This is a genomic window from Xanthomonas sp. A1809 (assembly GCF_017746015.1).
In the GTDB taxonomy this organism is placed as follows: Bacteria; Pseudomonadota; Gammaproteobacteria; order Xanthomonadales; family Xanthomonadaceae; genus Xanthomonas; species Xanthomonas euvesicatoria.
The window spans coordinates 56,515-68,796 of the sequence record NZ_JAGHWZ010000006.1 but is presented as its reverse complement, the minus strand read 5'-3'; the positions used below and the strand labels follow the sequence as shown (position 1 = coordinate 68,796).

Below are 12,282 nucleotides of genomic sequence, written 5' to 3'. Positions count from 1 at the left end.
ACTCCCGATTCCCCATTCGCGGCTACTCAAGCAACCGCGCCCAGCGCTGCATCCCGTCCACCCGGCTCAGCACCATCTTGATGCAGACCAGCAACGGCACCGCCAGCAGCAGGCCGACCATGCCCCACAGCCAGCCGAACAGCATCAGCGCCAGGATCAGCATCAGCGGCGAGATCGCCATGCGTCGGCCCAGCACGATCGGCGTCACCACCTGGCCTTCGATCGTGTGCAGGGCCAGGTACAGGATCGCCGGCAGCAGCGAGGACAAGGTGGTGCGAAATTCCACAAAACCCATCAGCAGCATCAGCATCACGCCGATCAACGGGCCGACATACGGTGCGAAATTCAGCAATGCGACCACCGTTCCCCACAGGATCGCTTCGGGCAGCGGAATCTGCAGCACAGACAAAATGCCGGCAAATACCAGCCCGACCAGGGTGTTGATCACGCTGATGGTGAGCACGTAGCGCGAGACCTCGCGCTCGATGTCCAGCATGATCTCGGTGGTGAACCGTTGCTGCTGCCGGTTCGGTAGCAAGGCGATCGCATGCCGCTGCAGGCTTTCGCCATACACCATGAAGAAGAACGTCAGAAGCACCACCGCCAGCACCGAAGCCGCCAGCTTGGGCGTGCGGACCAGCGCCTTGTAAGGGTCGTCCATCTGCGTGCGAACGATCTGCACGCCGCGCTGGCCTTCGCCACCGGCCGCGCGTGCAAAGTTTTCCGCTGCCTGGTTGGCTTGCATCACCGGCTTGGTGAGATCGCGCACATCGCGCGCAATCTGGCGCATCTGCCGTGGTGCCTGTTGCACCCATTCGGCGGCAGGGCCGGCCAATTGCGTGGCCAACGTGACGGTGCCGGCCAGGCCTAGGCACAGGATGAGCAAGGCGCCGAGAAACCGCGGGATGTACAGCTTGCGCAGACCCCGCAGGATGGGGTTGCCGATCAGCGCGAAAAACGCGGCCAGCATGATCGGCAGGATGATCGTCTGCGCTGCCCAGAGGGTGTAACCAACGGCGAGCGTGGCCAGCACCACCAGCGAGGCCGGCGCGCGCGGGCGGGGCGCCGGTGCGGGCGGAAGCGAATCTGCCGCGGTAACGGCATCCGGTGAGTCGACGGGAAGAGACATGCGCGCCCTGGCAGCAGACTGGCGTGCTGCCAGCGGTGCGCCATTATCGGCGCAATGCGTCAACGGCGCGCACAGAGCCTGTGGGCAGGATGTCAGCGAACCAACGCTAGTCTGGCGAACTCGGCAGCAGCGCCCTTGTGCAGGTCGCGGGGCGCCGAGTTGGTTGTCGATGTGGGATTGCCATTGACCGCAGGATCCTGCCGCATGCTGCTGACTGCGGCAGCACACATGCCGTGCGGAATTGGCCGTCAGGCGTCAGAGCTCTTGGCGAGGAAAGGACCATTCGTCGCACGATTCCCGCATTTCAGCGCTCATCCGTCAGCCTTCGCAGCGAGCAGTTATCCAGCGGAAATAGACAACGCGGATGCCAGCATTGCGGGCCCGTCGTGCAGAGGTCTTTCAAGCAGTCACCCAGCACAGCACGCGCGGACTGCATGCAGCGCCGGGATCAGAATGCAGCACCAGGACCACGCGGCGGTCGCACCTCTTCAAAGCGGCACTGGTATGTCGATGCCTTGCACAGGCAATCCGCTACTCTCGACGGCGGCCTGGCAAAGCGCTAGCCGCCGTGAATACCGTCCGCGCTCAGGCGGCGCGGTCGGCCGGGACCTGCACCACGGTCACCGGCGGGTCGGCTGCAACTTCCTCGGCATTGTCTGCCGCACGTTCGGCCTGCTCGGAAGCCTCCTGCGCACGGTGTGCAGTGAACAACGCAGAGATGGTACTGATCATCTGCAGAAGCTTGGGAATACCGCCAAGCTTGCTGGCGATGCTGCCCAATGCCGCCTGCGGTTCGTTGCGGCCGGTAACGAAGCCGAGCCCGAAGCCCACCGTTACGATCCGCAGTGGCGACCACCCGGCACGCCAGGTCTGGCGGAGTTCGCTCCAGTGCAGACGCGTTTCTTGCGCGCGTCCTTCGACCAGAAACTCGGCGCGTTCGACGCGTTGACGCAAGGTTCCAAACTTCATGGGCGTGCTCCACTGGCAGAGGTTGCCGCGTCATCGTCCTTGCTCGGGTCATCGAAAATTCCCAGCTTGATGAGCTGACGGCGCGTTGCATTCATGCCGGTGTGGTCGAAGTAGAAAAACACGCGCCATGCCGCGATGCCGGTCACCAACAGACTCGCCAACGCAGTGAAAAACATCGCCTGGAACCACGACAACCCGGCACGTTGCAGCAGGGCGATGATGGCACCGGCCAGCAGCAACCACGACGAGGCGCCGAACACCACGGCCACGCAGGCCCAGGCCAGGCCACGCCCGAATGCGCTGCGTGCCAGTTGCAGATCGGCCGACACCAGCCGGCGCAAGGCGCGGCTGGTGTCCTTGGCCGAGCCCAGCGTTGCACGGCCGGCTGCGCCGACCGCACGTACGCTTTCGTCCAGTCCTGGCGTCTGCGCGCGCGCGTCTGGCGCGTCGGTTCCGGCAGCGGGAGAGGCCTGATCGCTCACGACTTAGTTGTCGTTGCTGCGTGCCAGCTTGGCGATGACCCAGCCAGCGGCGAAGGCAACGCCGAAGGCAGCCAGCGGACGCTCGCGGATCAGATCGGTGGCGCTTTCCAGCAGATCGTTGCCCTTGGCAACCAGGACGTCCATCTGCTCCTTGGCAGCGGCACCGCCGAACTCGGCAGCGGCCATGCCGGCCAGCGCGGTGTCAGACAGCTCGGCCTTGACGTTGGCGCGACCGAGCTTGAGCTCATCGCCAGCGGCGCTGGTGGCGCCCCTGACCGCTTCGCCAGCGGCGCTCGCTGCCGACTTCAGGTGGGTGCCGGCTTCGCTCAGGTTTTCCTTCAGCTGATCGGTATTGGTGGGGCTCATGCGATATCTCCTTCGGTCATTGATGGCAGCCGCCACTCACGTGCGGTCGAGCAGTAGCAATAGCATCGGGGGGGTGTAGGAGGCGTTAGTGGAAGCAACGCCCGGTAAGTGGAAGCAACGCCCGGTACACATCGCGTCAACGCATCAGCGCGTCGTACTGCGCGTTGCCACGCAGGATGCGCACGACAAGCTGTTGCGGTTTACGCTGGAAATTGGCCCGCCAGCTGGCAAGGTCGGCGAACTCGCCCACGCTGCTGGCCACGATCACATCGCCGGCGACCAGGCCGTTGGCGGCAGCGCGACCGCCGCGTTTGACCTCGCTCACCATCACCCCGGTGATGCCTGACTGACGCAGCGATTCGGGGAGATCGACGAAGGTCGCGCCGGTCAGGCGCGGGTCCAGCATGTCGCCGGTGACGGCGCGGTCCTGCTCTTTCAGCGTGGCCTTGAGCTTGAGCGGCTTGCCATCGCGACGGATGTCCAGGGTGACCGCACTGCCAACCGCCTGCAGGCCTTCGTAATTGTGGAGCGCCTCGGCGCTGTCCACGCGCTGGTCGTTGGCCGCTACCACGACATCGCCCGGTTGCACGCCTGCCGCCGCCGCTGCGGAGCCCGGCAACACCCGTGTCACCAAGGCACCGCGCAACGAATCCACGCCAAGGCCCTGCAACATCTGCTGGGTGAGGTTCTGGGTTTCCAGGCCGAGCGTGCCGCGCACCACCACGCCCTTGGTCACCAATTGCTCGACGACATTGCGCGCCAGGTTGGACGGAATCGCCAGCCCAAGGCCGATATTGCCGGCCATGCTGCCCTGTGGATTGAAGCTGGCGGTATTGATGCCCACCAACTGGCCTTGCAGGTTGACCAGCGCGCCGCCCGAGTTGCCGGGGTTGATCGAGGCGTCGGTCTGGATGAAGTTCTGATAGCCCAAGCCGCGAATTCCGCTGCGTCCCACCGCCGAGACGATGCCGGAGGTGACGGTCTGGGTGAAGCCGAACGGGTTGCCGATGGCCACCACGAAATCGCCCACGCGTAGCGCGTTGCTGTCGGCCAGTTTGATATCGGTGAGGTTGTCGGCCTTGATGCGGATCAGCGCAATATCGGTATCGGCATCGGAGCCGATGAACTCGGCCTTGACCGTGCGTCCGTCGCCGAGCGTCACCTGCACGTCGTCGGCGTTTTCGATGACGTGGTGATTGGTCAGTACGTACCCTTTTTGCGCATCGATGATCACGCCCGAACCCAGCGATTCGTTGATGCGGTCCTGCGGCACCTGCGGAAACAGCCGGCGCAGGATCGGGTCATTGAAGAACGGGTTGCGGACGCGCACCACTTGTTTGGTGTTCACGCTCACCACCGCGGGCATGGCCTGCTGCAGCATCGGCGCCAGCGATGGCACTGGCTGGCCGGCCACCGCAGCCGGCAACGCGGCGGCCGTCGGCAGGGTAAAGGCGGCATTGCTGGGGGGCGTGGCTTCGGCGCGATTGTCCAGCCAGGCGTTGATGCCGGTGGCGGCAAATCCGCCGAAGGCAGCGGCCAGCGAAAGAGTCAGCAGGGTAGGCAGCGGTCGCATGGAACGGATTCCGGGTTACGCGGTGGATGAGGAATAGGGCGTCTGACTGCGTAAATCAAGCTGAACGAGAGTGCCTGCGCGCAATTTAACTGCCGGTGAAAGTGCCGCACATCCCTTGCCCTGATTGCGTTGACAGCCCGACGGGCCGGGCGTAGCGTCCGCTTGATCCGATGCCTGTTCAGCATGTTGCGTGCGGTCGCGCATCGCCTGAGTTTCCCGCACTGACGCCCTTAAGGAGGGTCTATGAGCAACGGCAATGGCGTAACGGCAACCCTGTCCGACGCCGTCGATAGCGTAAAAAGCACCGCCACCGAATTGACCGAGACCATCGCCAGCACCGCCAGCGAGGCGGTCGCCAGCGTGCAGGAGGCCGCAGGCACGGCGGTGGAAGAGGTCAAGACGCAGGTGGCCAAAGCGCGCAAGGCGGTGGTCAAGGTCGAAAAGAACGTGGCCAAGAACGCCGGCACTGCGGCCACCGCAGTGAAACGCAGCGTGGCCAAGACCAAGCGCTCGCTGGCGGCCACCAAGGACGCTGCCAAGGACAAGCTGGTCGCCACCAGGGAAGCCGCCAAGCAGAAGCTCACCGCCACCAAGGACGCGGCCAAGCAAACGTTGACCTCGACCACGCAGGCCGCCAAGCAGAAGTTGAGCAGCACCAGTGCCGCGGCCAGGAAGAAGATTACCGACACCAAGGCCACTACCAGGCGCAAGCTGGAAACCGCCAAGGCCAATGCCAAGGCCGAAGCGGCCGCATTGAGTGCCAAGACGGCTGCCAAGAGCGCCGCACGCAAGACCGCCGTCGCAACGGTGAACGCACGCACGGCGGCGAAGAAGGCAGCGAAGAAGGTAGGGGCCAAGCCGGCGGCAGCGACGAAGACGTTGCTCAAGCCTGCAACAAAGAAGGCGCCGGTCGCCAAGCAAACCGCGACCAGGCAGGCCGCGGTGAAGAAGGCCCCGCTCAAGAAGGCCGTGACCAAGACCGCGCTGAAGAAAGCCGCCAAGGTGACCAAGACCCCGGCCACGCGTGCCGTGGCAAAGACCACCGCCGCGCGCAAGGCAGTGGGCAAGAAAGCGGCAAAGCGCGTCACGCGCTGAGGTTGTCACGCTGCGGCGCAGGGTGCGATGTGCGGGTCGCCAGGTAGCCTGGAAGGCGTGCAACGCACGCGATAGGTGTCACCGACCCTGGGCAATGGTGAAGACGCCGGCGCTGTTCCACAGCGTCGGCGTTTTTGTTGCAGCGGCTTTGGCCAGCGCTCCCCGTCTGCAGCCAACACCCTGATAACCCTGCACTGCGCGAGAGGATTGCCCGAACGTATCGCGTGCGCGCACTCCGATACGCACAGGCATCGCGCATGCAATAAAAGGAGCAGGGCCTAGCGCATGCCATCGACCAACTGTTGCGCACCCAGGCCGATCCCTGCCTTGGCCGCGTCATAAGCACCAAGGCTGGCCTTGATGTTCATTGCATTGGGGTACTGCTTTTCGACATAGGCCGCCAGCAAGCGATCGCTTGACGCGTCGAAGATTTCCACCGCATAGCTGACCGAGCCGGAGAATGCGCCCTCCTTGCCACGCAAGGCCTGCACGGCATTGTAGGCGCCGCCACCGATATCGACCTTCATGAAGGTGCCGAGCACCCGTTTGCTGGGTTTGGCGCCGGTCAAGGTGAGCCGCACACGCAAGGTGTCGGGCCCGATGGCGGTGGTGGGCTGCCAGCGCTGGCCAATCGCGTCGCCGAACTCGCGCTGCATGAGATCGGCGAGCATGCGTTTGTCCTGCTCGGGTACCCCTTCGAATTGCGCGTCCGCGCCGCGGTAAATGCGCACCGGCTCGACCAATGCGGTGCGATACCGCGACCAATCGACCTGGCCGTGATACGCGTACGGCATGCGGCCGCCGCGGCTGCCATCGTGCGGGCGCAGGTAGCTCGAAGATGGCAGTTGGCGATAGGGCGTGGGGCGGGTGCTGGCGCAGCCGATCAGGCTGACGCTGACGACGGCGAGTGCACAGTATCGAACGAAGCAAGAAGTCGACATGGAGAACTACCTGGTGGAAGAAGGCGAGTGGGCGCAGTTCCAGCGCGCTGGCGTGACCTGATGTTCAGTGCAGTAGAACGCTGGCAGCGGCCAAGGCCAAAACGGCCGTTGCGGCAGTGAACAACACGCCGCGCCTGGCCAGGTGCTGCAGGCGGTGGGCAGCGCGCGCGCTGCGGATATCCGGCAACGCGCACCAGATGTCGCGGTTGCGCGTGCCGGTAGAGCCGCAGCGAAATTCCGGCGCGAGAGGCAGTGGCAGCGGATGCGCAGCGACGGGGTCGTTGGCAGCGCACTGCCCGACCGGCAGCGACGGCGCGGTGGGGAAGTGTTGCGTGAAACGGATCGAATGAGGCATCACCAGGCATCCTTGATGCGTGCGGTGAGTGCACTGTAGGCAAGCGATTTTGGGAACTTATTGGGTCAACGCGACGACTGCACCGCTTGGCGAAGGCACGACATTTCTTTGCAGCACGCAATGGTGTCCGCATCAGAGCGTTCACCAAAATGTAGCGAGCAGGTGGCGTGGACGGCGCTCGGGAGCCGCGATGTACGCGTCAGATGGGCCGTATCGCGCTGCGCGTGTGCGTGCGCAGTCGCGCATTTCACGTACCCCTGCTGGTCTATCGCGCACCGCGCACTCGCCGCGCCAGCCCGTGGTTGCGCAGTCGTTTGGTTGGCCGCATATCGTAGTGCTCTCGCGCTGCAGTGCAGGCAGCTTCAGTCCGCGCCGGCAGGGCGGTTGCCGGCAAACACCACGCGCACGCAGAGGCCGCGTCCATCGTTGCCGTCGCCGGCTTCGATCGTTGCTCCGTGCAGGCGCGCAATGCCGGCGACCAGCGACAATCCGATGCCACTGCCCTGTACTGCGCTGCCGGGCACGCGATAGAACCGCTCGAAAATAGAAGCCTGCGCGCTTTCGGGCACACCGGGACCGTCATCGCTGACCTGCAGGAACGGGTGCAGTACGTCAGCGCGCCCACAATAGCCGCAGCTCACTTCCACCTTGCCATGCAGGCGGCCATAGCGGATGGCGTTGTCGACCAGGTTGCGGATCAGAATTCCCACTGCATCCACATCGCAACGCAGCAGGCAGGGCGATGCCTCAACCTGCAACTGCAGCTGGCGTGCGTCGGCCTGCACGCTGAATTCGTCCAGCACATGCGAGATCAGCTCGCCCATTTCGACTTGATGATAGGCGGCTGAACTGATGCCGGCATCCAGTCGCGCCAGATCCAGCAATTGTTCGGCCAGCCGGTTGCTGCGACGCGCGGTTTCCAGCAGTTGGCCCAGCGCGGCGTCCTTGGCCTCCAGGGTGGACGCGCGCAATGCGACCTCGGCGTAGGCATGCAGTGCCGAGAGCGGGGTGCGCAGTTCGTGCGCGGCATCGGCGACGAAATCGCGCTCGGCCTGGACGGCCTGTTCCACCCGCGCCAGCAAGGTGTTGAACGAGGCGATCAACGGGCGGACTTCGTCGGGCGCCTGTGCCAGCGGCACCGGCTCGGTATCCAGGCCGGTACGTTGCGCGATGGCGCCGGACAGGGCGCGTAGCGGCCCCAGCGAGGTCCGCACGGCCCACCACATCAATAGCCCCAGGATGCCCAATTGCACGGTGTTGAGCACCACGGCGATCAGGGTCTGCTTGACGCTCATGCGCGAGGATGGGTTGCCGATCGGGGTCGACGTGGCTGCCGCGCCGGGCGGCTCTGTCTGCGTATCGAAGCGGTGCTGGAGCGCGTCGGGCAAGGTGGCCATCAGTCGATCGCCGAGCAGGTTGAGTTCCTGCTCGAACACGCTGTGCTGACCCTGGGTGACCAGTGCGACCAGGATCCATAGAGAGGTGGACCAGCTCAGCAGAACGATCGCGGCCAGCGCCGCCAGCATGCGTGCCTGCAGCGACTTCATTCCGGGGACTTTCCGACCATGTAGCCCTGGCCGTAGACGGTGGAGATCAGCGCATCGCCCAGCTTGCGCCGCAACTGGTGCACATACACCGCGATCATGTTGCTGCCGCCTTCGGACGGGCCGCCATAGACGCCTTCTTCCAGCTGATCCTTGGTGACCACGCGTCCGGCACGTTCCATCAACGCCAGCAGCAGGCGATATTCGTGTGCGCTCAGCGCCACCCATTTACCGTCCTTGGTGACCTTGCGGCTGCCAGGATCCATGCAGACGTCGCCGTGGCTGAGCAGGGGCACCACGCGGCCCTGGCTGCGCCGGGTGACCGCGCGCAGCCGTGCCATCAGCTCGTCGAACTGAAACGGCTTGACCAGATAATCGTCGGCGCCGGCATCCAGGCCGCGGATGCGGTCGGTGAGCTGGCCACGCGCGGTCAGCGCGATCACCGGGGTGGCATCGTAATGGCTGCGCATGAAGCGGATCACGCTCAGCCCGGACTCGCCCGGCAGGCCGATATCCAGCAATACCGCACTGTAGCGGTGGTCCACTAGCGCTGTCTTGGCGGCATTGGCATGACCGACATGATCGATGGTCCATGACTGCTGACGCACACCGTCGCAGATGGCGCTGGCCAGCATGGTGTCGTCTTCGACGAGGAGCAGATGCATAGGTGTTCTGCCGTGCGCAGGGCCAGTCCGAGATCCGCAGCACTGTCGGTGATGAAGTTTGGGCAAATATTAGGGCATGGCCGAACCGCATGCAGGCCAGGCCATGCATGCCGTTCGATCCCGTCTGGTCAGGCCCTGGCCGCCGCTCAGCGCTGCAGAATGGCGCGCAGCGCAGCGTCCAGGTGCAGGTACTGGAAGCGGAAGCCGGCATCGAGCGCGCGTTGCGGCAGCACGCGCTGGCTGATCAGCAGCAGGTCGGCCATCTCGCCGAAGCCCAGCCGCAGCACGCCGGCCGGCAGCGCCAGCAGGGCAGGGCGGTGCAGCACCTTCGCCAGCGTGCGCGCGAAGTCGGCATTGGTCACCGGATTGGGCGCGGTGGCGTTGTAGGCGCCGGGTTGGCCGTGCTGCAGCAGCCACAGCAGGAGCGCAACCATATCGGCGCGATGGATCCAGCTCATCCAGTGCCGGCCATCGCCGAACGGCCCACCGCCGCCGAATCGAAATGCCGGCAGCATGCGGGCCAGCGCGCCGCCATCGCGATCCAGCACGATCCCGGTGCGCACCCAGCTCACCCGCGGGCCGAGTGCGGCGATGGTGTTGGCTTCGGCCTCCCAGTCGCGGCACAGCACGGCAGAGAAGTCATCGCCGGCGGGCTCGGCCTCGGTCAACGCCGTATCGCCACGTTCGCCGTAGTAGCCCACGGCCGAGCCGGAAATCAGCACCGAGGGACGTTGTGCGGCCGGCTGCTGCGCAATCCAGTCATGCAATTGGCGCGTGATGCCCAGGCGCGATTGGCGGAAGCGCTGCTTGCGGGCATCGGTCCAGCGGCCGGCGGCCAGCGGCTCGCCAGCCAGGTTGATGACCGCATCGGCCTGCACTCCATCCAGCGTATGCACGGCGGTCATGCCGGGCAGGATGCGCTTGGCGCGGTGCGGGTCGCGGGTCAGCACGCTGACCTGATGGCCGGCCTGCAGCAATGCCGGGCACAGGGCCTGGCCAATGAAGCCGGTGCCGCCGGTGATGAGCAGATGCATGGAGGGCTCCTGGCCGAATCGATGCGGCACGATAGGCCAGGATCACGCCAAGCGAGGTGAAGCTAGCGCGCGCATGCGGTCGTGCGCTGCAGGGTCAGCCTGCGGCGTGGCCCAACGACCTCGAGGACAGCCGCATGTGCTGTCCACCTAACGCAAACGCGCCGGACTGGCCGGCGCGTTTGCAGGGCAAGCGCCTGATCGGCTGCTTACTTGGACGAAGACACCGCGTGGGCGCGTTCGAAATGCGCCGAGACTACGCGACGCGTCTCTTCCAGATGTTGCTTGACCGGCGCGCTTTCGGCGGCGGGCAGCAGTTCCGAATCGATGATCTTGATGGTGTCGCCATGGTCGATGACCATGTTGCGCATGAATGCATTGCGGTAGGCATCCTTGCCGTCCGGCAGGGTCAGCGTCTTGGACAGCGCTTCCACTGCCGCCTTGCCCTTGGCACGTATGGCCTGCGCGCGCGGGCTCTCGGTTGCGCCAAGCGACTTGGTCTTTTCAAGGTTGGCCTCGTGGTCGTGCAGCATCTGCTGCGCGAACTCGCCGGTGGCACCGCCCAGATCCTGTTCGATGGCCTGCTTGGCGAGTGCGATCTCGTTGTCGTCGATCGCAGCCAGCACGCCCAGCACCGCGCCATCGCCCTTGGCCAGCTCGGTCGCGCCGCTTCCGCTGACGGGCGCAGCCGTCGGCTCGGGCGACACCGCTGGCGCGGTGCGCGAAGCATCGCCGCCGGGGCGGTCGCAGGCAGTCAGAGAGAGCATGGCCAACAGCGAAGCGGTGAGAAGCGTGACTTTCATGAAGATCCTGGAATGATCGGCAATTGCCGGGGGTGGAATGCAAAGGAGCCGCTAGGCGGCTCCGGGGAGGTCGGTCAGGCCCACTGCGGCTGGGCAACGGGCGCCATGCCCAATGGTCTGGCGGGCGCCTTGGGTGCGCGCACGGCGTCCTGCGCACTGCGGCAGGTACGTGCCATGCGAGCGGTGCGTTCGCGAATCAGCGCATGTTCGCTGATCGGCGCGCTACCCAACAGACTGGCCACATGGAAGCCAAGGATTTCCTCCGCGCGGTCGCCCTGGTCGCTGACGATGTGCGGTACCAATCGCTCCAGTCGTTCCAGCTCCTGCTGCACTTGATACGGGGTTTTCATGACGATCTCCAATGAAAAACAGATGTTGCTCGATACTGCGGACTCAACTATTGCGCGCGCCCAAGCGCTGCCAGCAATCGGTTGCCAACTGTTCGTAGTTGGACTGCGTGCTGGATGAAATGAAGTGGTGCTCCAAGCGGTCCCGAAATAGGCGCAGACGTTCCTGGTCGCTCGAACGCGGGGCTTGCAGGTAGATATCGCAGGCCATTTTCACCACCGGGGACAACTCGCTGAACTTGCCTGCGCCGAGGTTGCCCTGGGCATGCCGCGCCTGCCAATGCGCGATTTCGGCCTGTACATCGATGACGGATGGATCTCTGCTCATGACTTGGGGTGTTCCGGTATAAACAAACTTGACCTGCAGAGTAACTGCGGGTATGTCAACGATTGATCATCGAACCCGACCATTGCAGCACTTCGGTGCATTGCACGCTTAACTGGTCAGATTGTTCGAGTGCATCTACACGCAATGCATGCAGGTGCGTGCATGTGGTCAATGCGTACCAAGTGACGCGTTTGAACCCGTGTGGTCGAAGCGACGCGTTGGTCTCGCATGCGTTTCGATGTCACGACTGCAACGTGGCCTGATCACACCAGGCAGGTGATCGCCGATCAGGCAAAATCGCTTTCGCAATGCCGCATTTCACGGAAGATTCTGAACCGCTCCACACCTGTGTAACGTCTGATCATTAAGGTAAGCGGCGACGTAATGGAGCGAGAGTACCCAGGATGCAGGACAGCGAGACCCGTAGCCGTAAGCCGCATCATGCAAGCGGCACACCTGAAGCGCGCGTGTGGTGGCATGCCTTGTTGGAGTTGCGCGGCGGGCGTATTGCCATCAGTTTGATCGTGGTGTTCCTGATTGTGCTTGGCTTGTATCTGGCACTGAAGTAAGGCTCCGGCGATACCCACTGCCACGACTCGTCCCTCAGCTGCGACCGAGGCCAGCAACGACGCGCGATCACGCCGCAGGGGAGAT

General features: G+C 64.6%; 15 protein-coding genes. 2 read left to right on the top strand and 13 right to left on the bottom strand.

What is annotated here, in order from left to right; all coding sequences use genetic code 11:
* Positions 1-22: 22 nt before the first annotated feature.
* The 5 genes from J7396_RS10730 to J7396_RS10710 form a co-directional block, all read right to left on the bottom strand.
* The gene (locus J7396_RS10730) at positions 23-1,129 is read right to left on the bottom strand and encodes an AI-2E family transporter (protein WP_029820624.1); all 1,107 of its coding nucleotides are present in this window, start codon (positions 1,127-1,129) and stop codon (positions 23-25) included.
* Positions 1,130-1,714: 585 nt separating this feature from the next.
* A complete protein-coding gene (locus J7396_RS10725) occupies positions 1,715-2,098 on the bottom strand; it encodes a hypothetical protein (protein ID WP_011348892.1) in 384 nt (127 codons plus the stop codon).
* Entirely contained in the window at positions 2,095-2,580 is a 486-nt protein-coding gene (locus tag J7396_RS10720; RefSeq protein WP_014091315.1) for a phage holin family protein, read from the bottom strand. The genes J7396_RS10725 and J7396_RS10720 overlap by 4 nt, the downstream gene beginning before the upstream one ends.
* Positions 2,581-2,583: 3 nt before the next feature.
* A complete protein-coding gene (locus J7396_RS10715) occupies positions 2,584-2,946 on the bottom strand; it encodes a hypothetical protein (protein WP_008574792.1) in 363 nt (120 codons plus the stop codon).
* Between the two features lie 136 nt (positions 2,947-3,082).
* Entirely contained in the window at positions 3,083-4,519 is a 1,437-nt protein-coding gene (locus J7396_RS10710) for a Do family serine endopeptidase (protein WP_005914355.1), read from the bottom strand.
* Between the two features lie 243 nt (positions 4,520-4,762).
* Here J7396_RS10710 and J7396_RS10705 point away from each other — a divergent pair, with 243 nt between their 5' ends.
* Positions 4,763-5,614 (top strand): histidine biosynthesis protein HisIE, encoded by an 852-nt coding sequence (locus J7396_RS10705; RefSeq protein ID WP_209261438.1) that lies wholly within the window; start codon positions 4,763-4,765, stop codon positions 5,612-5,614.
* 278 nt (positions 5,615-5,892) lie between these two features.
* Here J7396_RS10705 and J7396_RS10700 read toward each other — a convergent pair whose 3' ends face one another.
* The 8 genes from J7396_RS10700 to J7396_RS10665 all read right to left on the bottom strand — a co-directional run bounded on the left by J7396_RS10700 (position 5,893) and on the right by J7396_RS10665 (position 11,628).
* Positions 5,893-6,555, bottom strand: a complete 663-nt coding sequence (locus J7396_RS10700) for a DUF3313 domain-containing protein (protein WP_209261437.1) — start codon at positions 6,553-6,555, stop codon at positions 5,893-5,895.
* Positions 6,556-6,619: 64 nt separating this feature from the next.
* Positions 6,620-6,910, bottom strand: a complete 291-nt coding sequence (locus J7396_RS10695; RefSeq protein ID WP_209261436.1) for a hypothetical protein — start codon at positions 6,908-6,910, stop codon at positions 6,620-6,622.
* 362 nt (positions 6,911-7,272) lie between these two features.
* Entirely contained in the window at positions 7,273-8,457 is a 1,185-nt protein-coding gene (locus J7396_RS10690) for an ATP-binding protein (RefSeq protein ID WP_209261435.1), read from the bottom strand.
* Entirely contained in the window at positions 8,454-9,119 is a 666-nt protein-coding gene (locus tag J7396_RS10685) for a response regulator transcription factor (protein ID WP_209261434.1), read from the bottom strand. The genes J7396_RS10690 and J7396_RS10685 overlap by 4 nt, the downstream gene beginning before the upstream one ends.
* A 146-nt stretch (positions 9,120-9,265) precedes the next feature.
* The gene (locus tag J7396_RS10680; protein WP_029820618.1) at positions 9,266-10,153 is read right to left on the bottom strand and encodes a TIGR01777 family oxidoreductase; all 888 of its coding nucleotides are present in this window, start codon (positions 10,151-10,153) and stop codon (positions 9,266-9,268) included.
* A 206-nt stretch (positions 10,154-10,359) separates the two neighbouring features.
* Positions 10,360-10,953 carry a DUF4142 domain-containing protein gene (locus J7396_RS10675; protein WP_011348885.1) on the bottom strand — a complete coding sequence of 198 codons (594 nt, stop codon included), beginning with the start codon at positions 10,951-10,953 and terminating at the stop codon, positions 10,360-10,362.
* Between the two features lie 74 nt (positions 10,954-11,027).
* Positions 11,028-11,303, bottom strand: a complete 276-nt coding sequence (locus J7396_RS10670; protein ID WP_008574808.1) for a hypothetical protein — start codon at positions 11,301-11,303, stop codon at positions 11,028-11,030.
* Between the two features lie 43 nt (positions 11,304-11,346).
* Complete coding sequence (locus tag J7396_RS10665) at positions 11,347-11,628, bottom strand: hypothetical protein (RefSeq protein ID WP_003486531.1); 282 nt, start codon at positions 11,626-11,628, stop codon at positions 11,347-11,349.
* Positions 11,629-12,032: 404 nt separating this feature from the next.
* On the opposite strand from J7396_RS10665, the gene J7396_RS10660 reads away from it, so the two are divergent.
* Complete coding sequence (locus J7396_RS10660) at positions 12,033-12,197, top strand: hypothetical protein (RefSeq protein WP_014091307.1); 165 nt, start codon at positions 12,033-12,035, stop codon at positions 12,195-12,197.
* Positions 12,198-12,282 lie beyond the last annotated feature (85 nt).

Coding starts and splice junctions, on each gene's coding strand:
- J7396_RS10660 (WP_014091307.1), top strand. CDS start 12,033: ATGCAGGACAGCGAGACCCGTAGCCGTAAGCCGCATCATGCAAGCGGC.
- J7396_RS10710 (WP_005914355.1), bottom strand. CDS start 4,519: ATGCGACCGCTGCCTACCCTGCTGACTCTTTCGCTGGCCGCTGCCTTC.
- J7396_RS10680 (WP_029820618.1), bottom strand. CDS start 10,153: ATGCATCTGCTCATCACCGGCGGCACCGGCTTCATTGGCCAGGCCCTG.
- J7396_RS10730 (WP_029820624.1), bottom strand. CDS start 1,129: ATGTCTCTTCCCGTCGACTCACCGGATGCCGTTACCGCGGCAGATTCG.
- J7396_RS10725 (WP_011348892.1), bottom strand. CDS start 2,098: ATGAAGTTTGGAACCTTGCGTCAACGCGTCGAACGCGCCGAGTTTCTG.
- J7396_RS10665 (WP_003486531.1), bottom strand. CDS start 11,628: ATGAGCAGAGATCCATCCGTCATCGATGTACAGGCCGAAATCGCGCAT.
- J7396_RS10700 (WP_209261437.1), bottom strand. CDS start 6,555: ATGTCGACTTCTTGCTTCGTTCGATACTGTGCACTCGCCGTCGTCAGC.
- J7396_RS10675 (WP_011348885.1), bottom strand. CDS start 10,953: ATGAAAGTCACGCTTCTCACCGCTTCGCTGTTGGCCATGCTCTCTCTG.
- J7396_RS10715 (WP_008574792.1), bottom strand. CDS start 2,946: ATGAGCCCCACCAATACCGATCAGCTGAAGGAAAACCTGAGCGAAGCC.
- J7396_RS10670 (WP_008574808.1), bottom strand. CDS start 11,303: ATGAAAACCCCGTATCAAGTGCAGCAGGAGCTGGAACGACTGGAGCGA.
- J7396_RS10685 (WP_209261434.1), bottom strand. CDS start 9,119: ATGCATCTGCTCCTCGTCGAAGACGACACCATGCTGGCCAGCGCCATC.
- J7396_RS10705 (WP_209261438.1), top strand. CDS start 4,763: ATGAGCAACGGCAATGGCGTAACGGCAACCCTGTCCGACGCCGTCGAT.
- J7396_RS10695 (WP_209261436.1), bottom strand. CDS start 6,910: ATGCCTCATTCGATCCGTTTCACGCAACACTTCCCCACCGCGCCGTCG.
- J7396_RS10690 (WP_209261435.1), bottom strand. CDS start 8,457: ATGAAGTCGCTGCAGGCACGCATGCTGGCGGCGCTGGCCGCGATCGTT.